The organism is Citrobacter sp. Igbk 17 (assembly GCF_028069775.1).
In the GTDB taxonomy this organism is placed as follows: domain Bacteria; phylum Pseudomonadota; class Gammaproteobacteria; order Enterobacterales; family Enterobacteriaceae; genus Citrobacter.
The window spans coordinates 38,507-55,411 of the sequence record NZ_JANEWI010000027.1; the positions used below are offsets into that span (position 1 = coordinate 38,507).

Annotated in this window: 15 protein-coding genes; 12 read left to right on the forward strand and 3 right to left on the reverse strand. The window is 52.9% G+C overall.

Annotated elements, in window-relative coordinates:
- Positions 1–305 precede the first annotated feature (305 nt).
- From NNO08_RS15955 to NNO08_RS15965, 3 genes are read left to right on the forward strand one after another with little or no spacing between them, the layout of a single operon-like run.
- On the forward strand, positions 306–1,328 hold the full coding sequence (locus tag NNO08_RS15955; RefSeq protein WP_271449067.1) for a methionine ABC transporter ATP-binding protein: 1,023 nt from the start codon (positions 306–308) through the stop codon (positions 1,326–1,328).
- Positions 1,321–1,989 (forward strand): methionine ABC transporter permease, encoded by a 669-nt coding sequence (locus tag NNO08_RS15960; RefSeq protein WP_271440792.1) that lies wholly within the window; start codon positions 1,321–1,323, stop codon positions 1,987–1,989. The genes NNO08_RS15955 and NNO08_RS15960 overlap by 8 nt, the downstream gene beginning before the upstream one ends.
- A 21-nt stretch (positions 1,990–2,010) precedes the next feature.
- Complete coding sequence (locus NNO08_RS15965) at positions 2,011–2,823, forward strand: MetQ/NlpA family ABC transporter substrate-binding protein (protein ID WP_271457075.1); 813 nt, start codon at positions 2,011–2,013, stop codon at positions 2,821–2,823.
- A 77-nt stretch (positions 2,824–2,900) separates the two neighbouring features.
- Here NNO08_RS15965 and ttrA read toward each other — a convergent pair whose 3' ends face one another.
- From ttrA to ttrB, 3 genes are read right to left on the reverse strand one after another with little or no spacing between them, the layout of a single operon-like run.
- Entirely contained in the window at positions 2,901–5,966 is a 3,066-nt protein-coding gene (gene ttrA / locus NNO08_RS15970; RefSeq protein WP_271457076.1) for a tetrathionate reductase subunit TtrA, read from the reverse strand.
- Complete coding sequence (gene ttrC, locus NNO08_RS15975; RefSeq protein ID WP_271457077.1) at positions 5,959–6,984, reverse strand: tetrathionate reductase subunit TtrC; 1,026 nt, start codon at positions 6,982–6,984, stop codon at positions 5,959–5,961. The genes ttrA and ttrC overlap by 8 nt, the downstream gene beginning before the upstream one ends.
- Positions 6,985–7,719, reverse strand: a complete 735-nt coding sequence (gene ttrB, locus NNO08_RS15980) for a tetrathionate reductase subunit TtrB (RefSeq protein ID WP_333908954.1) — start codon at positions 7,717–7,719, stop codon at positions 6,985–6,987.
- Between the two features lie 227 nt (positions 7,720–7,946).
- Between ttrB and ttrS the strand changes: the two genes are divergently transcribed.
- The 9 genes from ttrS to ydhT all read left to right on the forward strand — a co-directional run bounded on the left by ttrS (position 7,947) and on the right by ydhT (position 16,900).
- Complete coding sequence (gene ttrS, locus NNO08_RS15985; protein ID WP_271457090.1) at positions 7,947–9,680, forward strand: tetrathionate respiration histidine kinase TtrS; 1,734 nt, start codon at positions 7,947–7,949, stop codon at positions 9,678–9,680.
- Positions 9,655–10,239 carry a tetrathionate respiration response regulator TtrR gene (gene ttrR / locus NNO08_RS15990; RefSeq protein ID WP_271440795.1) on the forward strand — a complete coding sequence of 195 codons (585 nt, stop codon included), beginning with the start codon at positions 9,655–9,657 and terminating at the stop codon, positions 10,237–10,239. Before ttrS ends, ttrR begins: the two co-directional genes overlap by 26 nt.
- 92 nt (positions 10,240–10,331) lie before the next feature.
- Positions 10,332–10,541, forward strand: a complete 210-nt coding sequence (gene fumD / locus NNO08_RS15995) for a fumarate hydratase FumD (protein WP_040233753.1) — start codon at positions 10,332–10,334, stop codon at positions 10,539–10,541.
- Between the two features lie 499 nt (positions 10,542–11,040).
- Positions 11,041–11,667, forward strand: a complete 627-nt coding sequence (locus NNO08_RS16000; RefSeq protein WP_048211828.1) for a ferredoxin-like protein — start codon at positions 11,041–11,043, stop codon at positions 11,665–11,667.
- 121 nt (positions 11,668–11,788) lie between these two features.
- Positions 11,789–13,891, forward strand: coding sequence for an aldehyde ferredoxin oxidoreductase (locus NNO08_RS16005; RefSeq protein ID WP_271440817.1), 2,103 nt, complete (start codon positions 11,789–11,791; stop codon positions 13,889–13,891).
- 9 nt (positions 13,892–13,900) lie between these two features.
- Positions 13,901–14,569, forward strand: a complete 669-nt coding sequence (locus tag NNO08_RS16010) for a YdhW family putative oxidoreductase system protein (RefSeq protein WP_271457078.1) — start codon at positions 13,901–13,903, stop codon at positions 14,567–14,569.
- Positions 14,570–14,633: 64 nt separating this feature from the next.
- Entirely contained in the window at positions 14,634–15,302 is a 669-nt protein-coding gene (locus tag NNO08_RS16015; protein ID WP_271440818.1) for a 4Fe-4S dicluster domain-containing protein, read from the forward strand.
- A complete protein-coding gene (phsC, locus tag NNO08_RS16020) occupies positions 15,299–16,084 on the forward strand; it encodes a thiosulfate reductase cytochrome B subunit (protein ID WP_271457079.1) in 786 nt (261 codons plus the stop codon). Before NNO08_RS16015 ends, phsC begins: the two co-directional genes overlap by 4 nt.
- Positions 16,085–16,087: 3 nt before the next feature.
- Positions 16,088–16,900, forward strand: coding sequence for a protein YdhT (ydhT, locus tag NNO08_RS16025; RefSeq protein ID WP_271440797.1), 813 nt, complete (start codon positions 16,088–16,090; stop codon positions 16,898–16,900).
- Positions 16,901–16,905: the final 5 nt, after the last annotated feature.

Here is a 16,905-nt window from a genome sequence, read left to right on the forward strand (position 1 = left end):
GAACGCTTCTTATAAAGGTGTTGGCTTTCTCGATTCAGTTTTAAATAACCACGGTTTGGTCAGTTAAAAATCAGTGAGTAAATATTTCAGAAGAATTTTTCATGCTGTCAGCCCACTCGGATGTGGAAGTGAACGCGGACTGAGTCTCTTGTTACGGTATGGATATTCCTTAAAGTTATATCAAATTCGTTTTAATTCATTTTAAAACACCATCTCGCTGATTACACTCATTTGGACATCCATACTGCTAAACAGCTAAAAGCACTAGCAGGATAACAATAAGCAGCAGCGGATACCCAAACGACATGATTGTCCTGAAAAATATTTCGAAAGTGTTTACGCCAGGCAGGCTTTCCATTACCGCTGTCGATGATGTCAACCTGACGGTTGAGCAGGGGCAGATTTACGGGATCATTGGCTACAGTGGTGCAGGGAAGAGTACCTTGATTCGCCTGCTGAATGGTCTGGAGAAACCCTCGTCCGGCAGCGTGACCATTAACGGCCACGATATTTCTGCCGCACGCGGGGAATCGCTGCGCCAGGCACGGTTGAAAATCAGCATGGTGTTTCAGCACTTTAATTTACTGTGGTCACGCACCGTGAGCGAGAATATTGCGTTCTCAATGCAAATCGCCGGAGCGCCAAAAGCGATGATTAAGGCGAGAGTGGCCGAGCTGATTACCCTTGTCGGTCTGAGCGGTCGCGAAAATGCGTATCCATCGCAGCTCAGCGGCGGCCAAAAGCAGCGCGTAGGGATCGCCCGCGCGCTGGCGAATAATCCTGATGTACTGCTCTGTGACGAGGCCACATCAGCGTTGGATCCGCAAACCACCGATCAGATTCTGGAGTTACTGCTCGATATTAACCGTCGCTTCAAATTAACCATTGTGTTGATCACCCACGAGATGCATGTGGTGCGCAAAATCTGCGATCGCGTCGCGGTGATGGAAAACGGCAGGGTGGTTGAAGAGGGCGATGTACTTACTGTCTTTACCCATCCACAGCAGCCGATTACCCGACAGTTTGTCCGGCAGGTGAGCCAATACACCGAAGAAGAGGAGTTTAATCCGCAACTGGCAAGCGAACTGGGTGGTGTCGTGATCAAGTTAACCTTTACCGGGCAGCGCACTCACCGACCGGTTGTTGGGGAATTAACCCTGCGCTATGGCCTGCCGTTTAACATTTTGCACGGCAAGATGACGCAAACCGCGCATGGCGTGTTCGGGCAGCTTTGGGTGCATGTTGTGGCTAGCGAAGAACAACTCAGCAATATTCTGGCCGACCTGCGCCACAGCGACATTGAAGGCGAGGTGATTCAACATGCCTGAAGATCTGTTTCCCCATCTGAAGTGGGACCAACTGCTGGCAGCGACCCAGGAAACGCTCTACATGACGGCGCTTTCTGGCGCGGCAACGTTTGTCCTTGGGATTGCACTCGGGATGGCGCTGTTCCTGACCGCGCGCGGTGGACTATTCCAGAACCGCGCCTTGTATAGCGCGATCTCGCTGGTGGTCAATATTTTCCGCTCGATCCCGTTCATCATTCTGATCGTGTTGTTAATACCTTTTACCAAAACGATCGTTGGCACCATTCTCGGTGCAAATGCCGCGTTGCCCGCGTTGATTGTGGGTGCTGCACCTTTTTACGCACGCCTGGTCGAAATCGCCCTGCGTGAAGTAGATAAAGGCGTTATTGAAGCGACGCGCTCGATGGGCGCACGTCTGACGACGCTTGTTTTTCGGGTTTTACTGCCGGAATCCTCACCCGCTCTGGTGTCCGGGATCACCGTGACGCTGATTGCTCTGGTTAGCTACAGCGCGATGGCGGGGGTGATTGGTGCCGGTGGTTTAGGGAACCTTGCTTATCTGGAAGGATTCCAGCGCAACCACAGCGACGTCACGCTGGTGGCGACGGTAACGATTCTGCTCATCGTCTTCATCATTCAGCTTTGCGGCGATGTGATCACCTCTCTGTTAGATAAACGCTAATAAAATACGGAAACCATCATCATGAAAAAATCACTGACATTACTCGCAGCAGCAACCTTAAGCGCCCTGAGCTTTGCTTCCTGGGCTGATACGCTGACCGTTGGCGCGTCAAACGTACCCCATGCGGAGATCCTTGAGCAGGCCAAGCCGATTCTGGCGAAGCAAGGGATAGACCTGGAGATTAAACCATTCCAGGACTACATTCTGCCGAACACTGCCCTGGCGGGTCGTGAGATTGATGCCAACTATTTCCAGCATATCCCGTACCTGAATAGCGTGATTAAAGATCATGCTGGCGACAAATCCTATGATTTCGTTAGCGCAGGGGCGATTCATATTGAGCCGATTGGTATCTATTCGAAAAAGGTGAAGTCACTGAAGGATCTGCCGGAAGGTGGCAAGGTGATCATGCGTGATGCGGTATCTGAAGAAGGTCGTATTCTGTCGATTTTTGAAAAAGAGGGCGTGATCAAGCTGAAGCCGGGTGTGGATAAAGTGACGGCGCGCATTAGCGACATCGTAGAGAACCCGAAAAAGCTGAAGTTCTTACCTAACGTTGAAGCAGCGCTGTTACCGCAAATGTATAACAATGAAGAAGGGGATGCGGTCGTGATTAACGCCAACTACGCAATCGACGCCGGGCTGGATCCGGTGAAAGATCCGATTGCCGTAGAAAGCGGTGAAAACAACCCGTATGCCAATATCATTACCGTTCATCGCGGTGATGAGAAGAAAAAGGATATCGTGGCGCTAGTTGATGTGCTGCACTCAAAAGAGCTCCAGGACTGGATCCGCACCAAATATAAAGGCGCGGTTATCCCGGTTAATAACTGATCCGTTTATGCCGTACCCGGCCTACGATGTGCTGTAGGCCGGATAAAACGCGTTAGCGTTGCCATCCGGCACCCGAGTTACACTCGTTCAAGCTTCGCTGGCAACCCCTGGCGCACTGCGGCTCCTGAAACCCAATCCAGCCAGGTGTTGGCCACTTTTCGTGTCGGATCCGCAAAACCCAGATCGTTGATATTGATTCCCGACTTTATCTTTTTATCAAACGGCAGCGGCTCACCGTCGAGCGTATGCTGCGTAGCGCCCATCTCTTTATGCCCATAGCCATGCTCAATCGCGATTACCCCTGGCATCACGCCATGCAGTAAGCTGATTTGCGCTTCAACCTGCCCACCTGGCGTGGTGATGCGAACGGTATCGCCGTGAGATAAACCATAGCGCTTGCCGTCCTGCGGGTTAAGCGCCACCAGATTGACTGGCTTAAGATGATGCAGCCGGGGGATCACGGCCGACGCGCTGGACATGGTATTCGATTTAAATGAAATCAACTTCAGCGGCCATTCCTGCTCAGGGAATAGTTCCTCTACTGAACGCCCGTCAGAGAGTCGCGAAGGATACCAGGCCGGACAGCCGCTGTAGCGTTCACCGGTAATCGCATGACGGTGTGCAGCGACATCCGCATTCCAGATTTGCAGTGGTTTTTCCCACGCATTACCGACGCGGTTATCGACCCGACCACTGTTGTCTGGCGCAAAACGGCCACCGCGCGAATAGATAAACGCTACGCGACTCACCTCATCGGCTTTTAACGTTTGGGTCATCACCGGCAAAATTCGTTGCACCCCGGTGAGCGCGATATCCTCTTCCCGTGCCTCTGCCACCGGCGCTTTGCCCATAAAGGCAATGTTGGCGGCAAGGCGCAGATAATAATCTTCGGCGCGGTTGAGCGGATACACGTTGCCCTGCGGGTCGGTAATGGCATTGTCGCCAAAGCCGGGGAGGCCAATGCGTTTTGCCACCGCGATGCAGAAAGCCTCCATCGAGACGGGTTGACCGTCAGCGGTCTGACGGGTAGCGGGCCTGACCACGGGCCAGCGGGCGGTGGTGGCTTTACTGGCGACACCGGCCCATGGGGCGCTGAATCCCCAGCTTTCGAAGTTATGCGTGTCCGGTACGATGTAATCCGCAAGCGCGGTTGTTTCGTTCATGAACGCATCAATCGCGATAAACAGCGGCAAACGCGCAGGGTCTTTAAGCTTTTCTTCTGCCACGCCGCGTAAGCCCGCAATCCCATAAAACGGGTTGGTCATGTTGGAGATCCAGGCCTTTAGCGGATACGGATAACCCTCCAGTGCTGAAACCAGTAATTCGGTTAGCTGGCCTGCGACAAACGGATACCAGGGTGCTTTGGCCGGGAAGGGCGATTGCCCGGCGGCGACTTTGTTGCGGTACTCTTCGGAAGATTCATAGGCTGTCTTGCTGCGGGCAATGCTCAGACCTTTAGGTTTCACCTTCCCGGCAAAACTGTCCATATTGTAGCGCGGGCCGTCAGTTGCACCGTTGAACTTACCGCCGCCGACGAACACGCCGCCTTCGAGGCTCAGGTTCCCGATCAACGCATTAAGCATCATCACCGACCAGGCATTATAAAAACCGTTACCCGCCATCATCCCGCCGTGGGTGATCACTGCTGCTTTTCGTCCGTGACGGGTGAAAGCATCGGCCAGCGCGCCAATGTCTGCCTCAGAAACACCACACTGCTGGCTGTATTGCGCCATTGACAGTTTCTCAGCGGATTCTTTCAGACACTGGAAGCCACTTTTTACCGTGACCGTTTGCCCCCCGGCCAGCGTGACTTCACGGGAGATGAACAGCTGGGCACGTTGGCAACTGCTGGCGGCGACAATCTCTCCGGCTTCGTTAATGACGGTGGGTTCGTTGGCGGCGTCTGCGCGTAAATGCGCCAGCGTTAGATGCTGACCGGCGAGCGTTGGAATTTCATCGGTAATGACCAGATGGGTAGCGTTGGTCCAGCTTTTTTCCCCGGCCTGCTTCATGGCCTGTATGTCAGGAATCGCCAGGTAATCAGCGTTATAGCGCTGCTTTTCAATTATCCAGCGGATCATCCCCATCGCCAGTGCGGAGTCCGTCCCTGGGCGTACGGGCTGCCAGTGCCCACGATCGTCGGCAAGCACTGTCGTTAGGGGGAGGGCTGGTGCAACCACAACATAGCGGAAGTCATCACGTAAACGGGCACTGGCAAGCTGGCGAGCCTGGCGCTTAAACGGGTTGCCGGATTGTGCTGGAGATGTCCCCATAAACAACGCAAATTCGACATTATCCCAGTCGGGTTTCACGTGGGTATTTTTATCCAGATCGCCCATCAACGCGCCAGATCCGGCACGATAGGCCAGACCACAGTACGCGCCATGTGCGCCGAAGTTTTTGCTGCCGAAACTGTTCAGGGCAAAGCGACGCAAAAATGTATCACGTCCTTCATCACTGGTATTGGTGACCAGTAGCTGATTGGATTTTGGGCCGAAACCGGGGTGTCGGGCATCAATCGGTGTATCGGGATCGTGGATCGCTCGCAGGCCGTCAACGTGGCCTTCGCCAAACAGATTACCGCCTTCCACCACTTCTTTGATCAGTTGCTCAAAGCTGATGCGCTGCCATTTTCCTTCCCCACGTTTACCCACGCGTTTCATTGGCTCCAGAATACGCAGTGGGCTGTACAGGCCTTCAAGTAACGTTGCACCGCGAGCGCAGGCGGTGGAGCGGGCATCGAGTCCGGTTTCACCCGCCAGTTGTTCCATCGCGGTGGCAAAGGGAACTGAGGAGTCAATGTGGTGTTCGTGAGATAGCGGATGGTACGGGTTGCCCGCAATACGCAACACTTTGCCTTGTTCGTTATCAACACGGACACGCACGCCACATTGCGTCCAGCAGCCGAAACACTGCGTCATGGAGATCACCTGCTGCGGGTTCTGTTGCCAGCGCGGTTGGGCATGTGCTTCGGGGATGAGTGCATTACCAAAGATACGATCGCGGGTTATTTTTCCTGATGTTCCATCAAGCAAACCATCAATCGCGCGCTTCGCCACGTCCCGATAACTCAGGCCGAAGGTCACCATGCCCCCGACAGCAAGACCGACTTTTAGCCACTGACGACGAGTTAAATTAGCCATGTTGCATTCTCCTTGCGATCGCGTTCAGGGCTTCACGAACCATAATGATCAGTGCGACCCACAGGCCAAAAGTGCCAAGAATAGCCAGCCAGCCATCAGTGCCACCGGGCAGGGTATAGGGGTTAAACTGGGCGTTAAATTTCGGTACGGTCTGTACCTGAATGAGTAATGTCCAGCGCATCAGCCAGCACAATGCCATTGCGCTTATTGCCAGCAAAATACGTAATGGCAGTGATAACGGATGGCGTAACACCAGGGCGCAAAGACCCAGTGAGGTAACCCAAAGTGCAATCCAGCCGATGGCGTAATGCCGCGCAGAAGCCGCCACATCCAGCCACTGGCGAATCGCTGACCCCGATAGCGTGTTGCCACTTGCCCACATCACCACCACGATAGCCAGCGCGCACAGCGTGACTATCTGGCCCCATGCCAGTTTGCGCGGTAATGTTGTCCCTGCGTTTTTCACCGTGGCGATAAGCAGGGCAAGGAACGTTTGCAGGGCACTGAGGAACATCGCGACCGGGAAGGCGTAGCTGAACCAGATCGGGCGCGCCTCAACAATAGAGACCTCGCGACCGGTATAGACCAACAGTCCAATAGCCGACAACGCACTTCCCACGGCCAACCATTTAGTGACACTGTAACTTTTGGTGGTTAATCGCTTAACGTGTTGTGCTATAAACCACAGTCCTAAAAACCCGGTAAACAGCGGTAAAAATAGCGCCCCCCACGGCATCCATGACCACGGTGTCGGGTAGGCATAGAAATGCCAGACGCGTGCCGTCTGGTGTAAATCAGCCGTCAGTGCCAACGGTGCAGTAATCGCGCAGGTCAGGGCTACCAGCAGCGTGATGTTTTCTAACTCCGGCCTCTCCTTTTTGCGCCAGTGGAGCACGCAGGCAAACAGTGCCGCGCAGGCGGCAATGCCGATAAAAAAGAAATATTGCACAGCCCAGGGTAACCAGCTTACGTCCTGTGGATGCGTCAGAATCTCTTCGATAATCAGGGTAGGGTTCATTTAAACCTCCTGCCAGAGCGCGGGCTGGGCGCGCCCCATTAATGGTGTCACAAAGGCCTCATCCAGGCCCAGATAGAACACTTGCGGCGAGGTGCCACTTTCCGGTTTCAGGACCTTGATGGCGTCATGATGTTGCTGCAGCATTTGAGAAATCCGGCTGTGTGGATCTTTGATATCACCGATGATGCGCGCGCCGCCAACGCACGACTCGACGCAGGCCGGGAGCAGGCCCGCCTCCAGTCGATGAACGCAAAAAGTGCATTTATCGGCGGTTTGCGTTTCATGGTTGATAAACCGTGCATCGTATGGGCAGGCCTGCACACAGTAGGCGCAGCCAACACAGCGTGTGTTGTCGACAACCACAATGCCATCTTCGCGCTGGAAGGTAGCCTGCACCGGGCACACCGGTACGCAAGGGGGGTTATCACAATGGTTGCACAGGCGCGGCAGCAGGACGTTGGTGACGTTTTGCTGACCTTCAAGTTGCACCTGATACTGATTCACGTTGGTACGAAACTCACCTTGCGGCGTCTGGTTTTCAATCGCGCAACTCACGGTGCAGGCCTGGCAGCCAATACACCGATGCAGATCGACCAGCATGCCGTAGCGATGCTGGGGCGATCCTTCATGTCGTTCAGGCGAAAAGGGAAACTGGGCCTGTGCCAGGGGAACCAGTGATGCGCCAGCGGTCAGGACGCCCAGTTGCTGGAGAAACTGCCGTTTACTGCTGTCCATATTTTCTCCCGTCACGATGCAACAACGAAACATTGGTCACGCCGTTGATTTGCGTGTGATGAATAAAGAATCTCAATGATTTACAGTGTAAAAATCGTGGCGGGGGCAGCTCTATTGTGGTTAACCACATACCCGGCTTGTTGTTGATCTAAAACAACATAATTGACAGGGATAATTCAGTGGGAAGTAACATCGTTCGATGCCTGACGCTATTGGCCTCCGTGTGGATGCTCAGCAGCGTGGCATGGGCAGGTTCGTGGAATGTGGGTGTTTTAGCGATGCGTGGAGAGGTCTCTACACGTACCCACTGGCAACCGCTGGAAACTCTGTTAAATCAGCAAATCCCGGGTGAACAGTTTCATATTCAACCGCTGGACCTGCAGCAGATGCAGGAGGCGGTTAACCGTGGAACCGTCCAGTTTGTGGTCACCAACCCTGCGCAATTCGTGCAGCTAAACAGCCATGCAGCGCTTCGCTGGCTGGCATCATTACGCTCCACTCGCGGCGGAAAGGCAACCAGCAACGTGATTGGCAGTGCTGTCCTCGTCAGGCGTGACAGTGGGATTGTGAATGCACACGACCTGATTGGTAAAACGGTAGGTGCCATTGATGCTCAGGCATTTGGCGGTTATTTGCTGGGATACAAAGCACTCAGCGATGCCGGTTTACGCCCTGAGCGTGATTTACGTCTGACGTTTACCGGCTTTCCTGCTGATGCTTTGCTGTATTTATTACGTGAAAAAGCGGTTCAGGCGGTGATTGTGCCCGTGTGTCTGCTGGAAAAAATGGATGAAGAAGGGCTAATCCGCAAAGCGGACTTTAGGCCCGTGATTACCTATCCAACGTCAATTCCTTGCGTAACCAGTACGCCGCTCTATCCTGACTGGTCGTTTGCTGCCTTGCCCGCGGTCAGTGATGAACTGGCCGATCGCGTGACGCGGGTACTGTTTAACGCGCCACAAAACGCCGTCTTTCGTTGGGGCGCGCCGGCCTCGACCCGCGAAGTAGAAGCGTTACTGCGCGATGTCCGTCAGCACCCACAGCAGCGCCAACTCTGGCTGGATGTCAAAAGTTGGTTTATTCAACATCGTCTGGCCATGGGAGCGGCGGGTATCGTCCTGTTGTTGCTGACGCTCAATTACATCTGGGTCATGCTGTTGGTCCGCCGACGCGGAAGACTGCTTGAGCGTAATAATGTGTTGTTGCGCAAACAGGAACAGGCGCTGGAAACCGCGCGTCAAATGAGTGTGCTGGGCGAGATGACGTCCGGATTCGCTCATGAACTTAACCAACCGCTTTCGGCTATCCGCCACTATGCACAGGGCTGTCTGATTCGTCTGCGTGGCCAGGATCAGCAGCATCCGTTGTTACCCGCCCTTGAACAGATTGACGCGCAGGCGCAGCGGGGCGCCGATACGCTACGCAATTTACGTCAGTGGGTCAGTCAGGCGCAGGGAAATCCGGTGATGACCGACGACTGGGAGCCCATTAACGTTCATGATGCGATCCATCATGTCTGGCAGTTATTACGCATGGCGCAGCAATTCCCGACGGTAATGTTACAAACGCAGGTCGACAATTCGCTCTCGGTTACACTGCCGACCGTTTTGCTGGAGCAGGTTCTGGCTAATCTGGTACTAAACGCGGCTCAGGCGGGGGCAAAAACGGTGTGGTTCTCCGCGTACAGTGAGGAGCATGGTGTACGCATTCTGGTGCAGGATAACGCCGGAGGGATCGACGATGCGCAGTTATACCAGGCATTCCAGCCCTTTATGACCACCCGCAAGGAAGGGATGGGACTCGGTCTGGCCATTTGTCAGCGACTGGTTCGCTATGCAAATGGCGACATCAGCATCAAAAATCACCCAGCGCCTGACGGCATGGCGGGGGCAGTGGTGACATTACATTTTAAGCAAACACAGGAAGGAGGGCCTCGTGGCAATAATTCATCTGTTGGATGACGATATAGCGGTGACTCAGGCCTGTGCATTTTTACTGGAAAGTATGGGGTACGAGGTACGTTGCTGGGAGCAGGGCGAAACGTTTTTGGCTCAGGCCGATCTGCACCAGGTCGGCGTATTGCTGCTGGATATGCGCATGCCGGTACTGGATGGGCATGCCGTGCATGAAGCAATGCGTCAGCGCGAGAGCACCCTGGCGGTGGTATTTCTTACCGGACATGGTGATGTGCCCATGGCGGTTGAACAAATGAAGCGCGGAGCCGTCGATTTCTTACAGAAGCCGGTTTCAGCCGCGCCGCTACAGGCTGCGCTGGAAAATGCTTTGCAGACCTCGGCAGCGGCTTTTTCGCGACAGGAAATTGTTGCTTGCTATCAGCAACTTACACCGAAGGAACGAGAACTGGCGAATCTGGTTGCAAAGGGATTGATAAATCGGGAAATAGCCGATGCCATGAATATTGCCGTTCGCACGGTTGAAGTGCATCGGGCGCGGGTGATGGAAAAAATGCAGGCCGGAAGCCTTGCCGAGCTGGTAAATCGGCTTCAGCGGATCCAGTAAAATTGTGACATTTATTTGATTTTCATTGGATTTTGTCTAATTCGCCAGAGTGATATATGCTGTGGGTTTGAGTTAATGACGAGCGGGTGAATATGGGAAATCAGACCAAAGACGACGAGCTGTACCGCGAGATGTGCAGAGTAGTCGGTAAAGTAGTGCTGGAAATGCGCGATCTGGGGCAAGAGCCTAAGCATATCGTCATTGCTGGCGTACTGAGAACAACCCTCGCCAACCAGCGTGTGAAGCGCAGTGAGTTAGAAAAACAGGCCATGGAGACGGTGATCAAAGCATTGGCCGGTTAATCCATAAAAGAGGGCGGTAGAATTATTCTGCCGTCCTCTTATTTTCATCTTCGTTATCTTCCAATAAATATAATTTAGCTCGGTCACTAAAATTACAAATTTCGTTGTATATTTTGTTATATACCGAGTGGTATATAACACAGTATTTGTGATTGCACTCCCAAATATTTTTCATGCATATGAAATGTTATTTCAATCTCGCTTAATGATAATAAATATCACTCCACATTAATTATTTTCCTTCCGATTTTTAATTGATAACGATCAAGGTTACAGCGGGGGAATAACCACATTATTTATCCGCCTAACCCTAAAGGATTATACCCGTGTTTAGGGTATGGATTGATTCAGTTTAACCACCGTCATCTGTGCGATCAGGTTAGGGCAAAAATTCACGTGTTGTTGGCAACATTTATGGCCGATTTGACCTGATCTGCATTCATTAAAATTAGCCTGGATCTGTTGCTACTACAGCGTTTGCGAAGAGGATGCGAAATAAATGAACCAGGTTGATCGTCCATTTTTAGATTGTGGTTTAACGCGGCTTGAGTTTCTGCGTATATCAGGGAAAGGTCTGGCAGGATTAACGATTGCCCCCGCTCTGCTATCCCTTTTTGGTTGTAAGCAGGAAGATATCGACAGCGGCACCGTCGGACTTATCAATACGCCGAAAGGGGTGCTGGTGACTCAACGGGCTCGCTGTACTGGCTGCCACCGCTGTGAAATTTCCTGTACTAATTATAACGATGGCGCTGTTGGCACCTTCTTTTCCCGCATCAAAATTCATCGTAACTACTTCTTTGGCGATGATGGCGTTGGGTCCGGTGGTGGGTTGTACGGCGATTTAAACTACACCGCAGACACTTGCCGTCAGTGTAAAGATCCCCAGTGCATGAAAGTCTGCCCGATTGGCGCAATTACCTGGAAACAGGAAGACGGTTGTATTGCCGTAGATCATAAACGCTGTATTGGCTGCAGTGCCTGTACCACGGCCTGCCCATGGATGATGGCGACCGTTAATACCGTAACGAAGAAATCCTCAAAATGTGTTTTATGCGGGGAATGCGCTAATGCTTGTCCGACTGGGGCATTAAAAATTATTGAGTGGAAAGATATTACTGTTTGATGGATGGCAGGGCTGCCTGATACGCGTCATTTATTGCCAGAAAAATCGCAGTTTTTGAATAAAAGAACTGCCTGAAAGGTGGCGAGTATATCTATCGGACCTTCTTGCAAAGGAAAACATGATGGCTAATGGTTGGACAGGTAATATTTTACGGGTCAATCTCTCCACGGGTAACATCACCGTTGAAGATTCCAGTAAATTTAAGAAATTTGTCGGTGGGATGGGCTTTGGCTATAAAATTATGTACGACGAAGTCCAGCCAGGCACCAAACCTTTTGATGAAGGAAATAAACTGGTTTTCGCGACCGGGCCGCTAACCGGTTCGGGTGCACCCTGCAGTTCTCGCGTCAATATCACCTCATTATCGACATTTACCAAAGGCAATTTAGTGGTCGATGCCCATATGGGCGGTTTCTTTGCCGCACAAATGAAATTCGCGGGTTACGACGCCATTATTATCGAAGGGAAATCACCTTCTCCGGTCTGGATCAACATCAAAGACGATAAGGTCAGCATCGAAAAAGCGGACTTCATATGGGGTAAGGGTACGCGCGCAACCACCGAAGAAATTTGCCGTATCACCAGCCCGGAAACGTGCGTTGCAGCTATTGGTCAGGCGGGTGAAAACCTCGTTCCGCTTTCCTGCATGATTAACAGCCGTAACCACAGTGGCGGGGCCGGCACTGGCGCAGTCATGGGGTCGAAAAACCTGAAGGCCATTGCGGTAGAGGGGACCCAGGGGGTCAATATCGCCGATCGCAAAGAGATGAAGCGGCTTAATGACTACATGATGACCGAGCTTATCGGCGCCAACAACAACCATGTTGTGCCGAGCACGCCACAGGCCTGGGCTGAATACTCTTCACCGAATTCGCGCTGGACGGCCCGCAAAGGGTTGTTTTGGGGCGCGGCGGAAGGAGGGCCAATTGAAACGGGGGAAATTCCACCGGGAAACCAGAATACTGTCGGTTTTCGTACCCATAAATCCGTGTTTGATCTCGGCCCGGCCGCTGAGAAGTACACCGTCAAAATGAGTGGCTGCCATTCATGTCCAATTCGCTGTATGTCGCAACTCAATGTTCCCCGTGTGAAAGATTTTGGTGTGCCGAGTACTGGCGGGAATACCTGCGTGGCGAACTTTGTACATACCACTATTTTCCCGAATGGGCCGAAAGATTTCGACGATAAAGACGATGGGCGCGTCGTAGGAAACCTGGTTGGCCTGAACCTGTTCGATGATTATGGTATTTGGTGTAACTACGGTCAGTTGCATCGTGACTTTACGTACTGCTACTCCAAAGGCGTCTTTAAGCGGGTGTTACCTGCGGCAGAGTATGCAGAGATCCGTTGGGATCAACTGGAAGCAGGCGATCCGAACTTTATCAAAGATTTCTATTATCGACTGGCGCATCGCGTGGGTGAACTCAGCCACCTGGCAGATGGCTCTTACGCGATTGCAGAACGCTGGAATTTAGGCGAAGAGTACTGGGGTTACGCGAAGAACAAACTATGGTCGCCGTTTGGGTTCCCTGTTCACCATGCGAACGAAGCCTCGGCGCAGGTGGGGGCGATCACCAACTGTATGTTCAACCGCGACTGTATGACGCACACCCATATCAACTTTATCGGCTCCGGTTTACCGCTGGCGCTACAGCGCGAAGTGGCGGGCGAACTGTTTGGTTCACAGGATGCCTACGATGAAACCAAAAACTACACCCCGATTAATGCCGCCAAAATCAAATACGCCAAATGGACGCTGCTGAAAGTCTGTCTGCACAATGCGGTTACGCTGTGTAACTGGGTCTGGCCAATGACGGTTTCGCCACTGAAGAGTCGAAACTATCGCGGAGACCTTGATCTGGAAGCGAAATTCTTCCAGGCCGTAACGGGGGATGAAACAACGCAGGCTAGTCTGGATTTGGCCGCGGAGCGCATTTTTACCCTGCATCGTGCTTATACAGTCAAGTTGATGCAAACCATGGATATGCGTAATGAACACGACCTGATCTGCTCCTGGGTGTTCGATAAAGATCCGAAGATTCCGGTCTTTACTGAAGGGACTGACAAGATGGACCGGGAAGATATGCGTCAGTCGCTTACGATGTTCTATCAGGAAATGGGCTGGGACCCGGCGTTGGGCTGCCCAACTCGCGACACCCTTCACCGCCTCGGCCTTGAGGATGTGGCAGCCGACCTGGCTGCACACAATCTGTTGCCGGCGTAAGGAACGCAGATGACGTACGTGAGTAACGACCTGGCCCCTGCAGAGGATGCGCCTGGTGATGACGTGGATAGCCAAAAGAGACAGTGGCTGCACGCGTTACACCAGCCTGTCGCACACCGGAGTGCGTCACTCATTCAGGAACCTACCAGCCCGGAGTCGATAGTGGCGGATTTTATCCGCCAGTATTCTGCTTCAGGTCAACTGGTGGCACGCAGCGTGTTTCTGTTGCCACCTTATTCGGTTCCTGAAAGTGACCTGGCTACGCTGCTGGACGCGATGTGTCAGCACGCATCCGACGCAGATATTACCTGTATCCAGGGCTCAGAGGATACCTACTTCTACTCGACGCAAACCATGACGGCAAACTACGCCGAGATGTGTGTGCAGGTGGTGGAAAATGATATCTGCCGTGCCATTGCAGAAGCGGTACGTTTTGACTGCCAAACGTATCCTCGCCCCTATAAGGTCGCCATGCTGGCGCAGCCGCCATACCACTTTGAACCTGAGCAGGTTACGGCGGCGCTCACGGCCATGGAAACGCATCCTGATTATGCAGACATACGTGCTGTGGAATCGTCGAATGCGGAACCTTATCTGTTTAGCGAGCGCTTTATGAGTTACGGCAAAGCGTATGGCCTGTGCGAATGGCTTGAGGTTGAGCAGTATCAGAACCCCTGAATTTTTCAGGTTGATGTCATGGAACGTGTGGACGATCACTGTCACAGCATTAGAGGATAACCCGATGTCCTTCACCCGACGAAAATTTGTCATTGGCATGGGGACGGTGATTTTTTTCACCGGCCCAGGCCAAAATCTGTTAGCGAGTACGAAGAGTACTAAAGACGTTCGTTATGTCATGATCCACGACGAATCATTGTGCAACGGATGTAATATTTGCGCCCGAGCGTGCAGGAAAACGAATCATGTTCCTGTTCAGGGGAGTCGTTTATCGATAGCCCATATCCCGGTAACGGATAACGATAACGAAACGCTGTATCACTATTTTCGTCAGTCCTGTCAGCATTGTGACGATGCCCCCTGCATTGAGGTGTGTCCTACCGGTGCTTCCTGGCGAGATGAAAACGGGATTGTGCGCGTCGATACCTCTCGTTGCATCGGCTGCAGTTACTGCATTGGCGCATGCCCGTATCAGGTACGCTATCTCAACCCACAAACCAAAGTGGCGGATAAATGCGACTTCTGCGCCGAATCACGTCTGGCGAAAGGTTTCCCGCCAATTTGCGTCAATTCCTGTCCAGAACATGCGTTGATTTTTGGCCGTGAGGACAGCCCGGAAATTCAGACCTGGTTGCGGGAAAACAAGTACTACGAATATCAACTTGCAGGCGCCGGGAAGCCCCATCTGTATCGTCGGTTCGGTCAACATTTGATTAAAAAGGATAATGTATGAACGCGTCGCAGAATGCCGAACAGTTTCACGCACAGCTTACGCAGTACGTCCCGATGTTTTCGCCGGATTACTGGCCCGTCTGGTTGGTTTTCGCCGGGCTAATGCTGGTGGGGATGTGGCTGGTGCTGGCACTCCACGCAATGTTGCGCTTTCGTTCAGCGAATAAAGCGTCGGCAGGACACGGAGAGAAGGTCTATTTATACTCGAAAGCTGTCCGTTTGTGGCACTGGTCGAATGCGCTGTTATTTCTGTTGCTGCTGGCCAGCGGCCTGCTAAACCATTTCACCGCGGTCAGTGCCCCAGTGATGAAAAGCCTGCTGACCGTGCATGAGGTCTGTGGCTTTTTGCTGCTTGCCTGCTGGATTGGTTTTGTCCTGATTAACCTGATTGGGGGGAACGGACATCATTATATTATTCAGCGTCAGGGCTGGATCGGCCGGGCGCAGAGGCAGACGCGATTCTATCTGTTTGGCATTATGCAGGGCGAAGCGCATCCATTCCCGGCATCAACGCGTTCGAAATTCAATCCGTTACAGCAGGCAGCGTATGTCGGCGTGATGTACGGTTTGCTGCCGCTACTGCTGATCTCCGGGTTGCTATCCCTGTACCCACAGGCTGTAGGCGATCTGTTCCTTGGCGTACGTTACTGGTTGCTGCAGGCGCACTTTGCGCTGGCGATCGTGAGCGTGTTTTTCATTTTTGGGCATCTTTATCTCTGCACGACAGGACGCACTCCGGGCGAAACCTTTAAGTGCATGGTGGATGGCTATCACCGGCATTAAGAGATGATGATTACTCGTGGTGACTTACGGGCCTGGCGCGTCGGGCCCGTGATGTATCGCTGGTTTCTGCGTGCGTTTCCTGAGGGAGGCAGCTATGCGGAGGTGCACCGTGCACTCCAGCTGGAAGGGTATAGTGACTGGGCAGATAGCCTCGTGGAATACGGCTGGTCAAGATGGCAGGATGAAGAGAATTTTGTCCAGCAGGATATCTGTGCGATGGGCCGTGTTGTCTGTCCGCAGACGGCAGACGACATCGGTAAACAATTGGCGAGTGCGGCTGATGGCGACAGTCTCGGTAGCGCGGGTGATAACATCAAAATCGTCAGCGCCGGGTACGCTGCGCAGATTGCCAGTGCAGGTTACAGCGCACGTATTGGCTGCGTGGGTTATAACGCTCATGTTGCCAGCTCCGGTGAGCGTGGTCGTATTGCCATCGCGGGAAACTCCACACGTGTCAGTAGTGTGGGAGGCGGTACACGGATGGCCAGCACGGGGATGCGGGTGCGCATCAGTTCGCTGGGTGACAGAAGTCGTATCGCCAGCAGTGGTGATTTAACCCAGATAGCCAGTTTTGGCGCAGCGTCGAAAATCGCCAACTGCGCGGACAACGTGCAGATCATGGCCAACGGGGAAAACACCGTTATTGCCAGTACTGGCGTGGTCGATTCGATAATCCTCGGCCCCGGTGGATGCGCGGCGCTTGCTTATCACGACGGTAAGAGAATGCGCTTTGCGGTGGCTATTGAGGGGGAAAATAACATTCGCGCAGGGGTGAAGTATCGGCTCAACGAAGACCATCAGTTTGTGGCATGTTGAGCCGT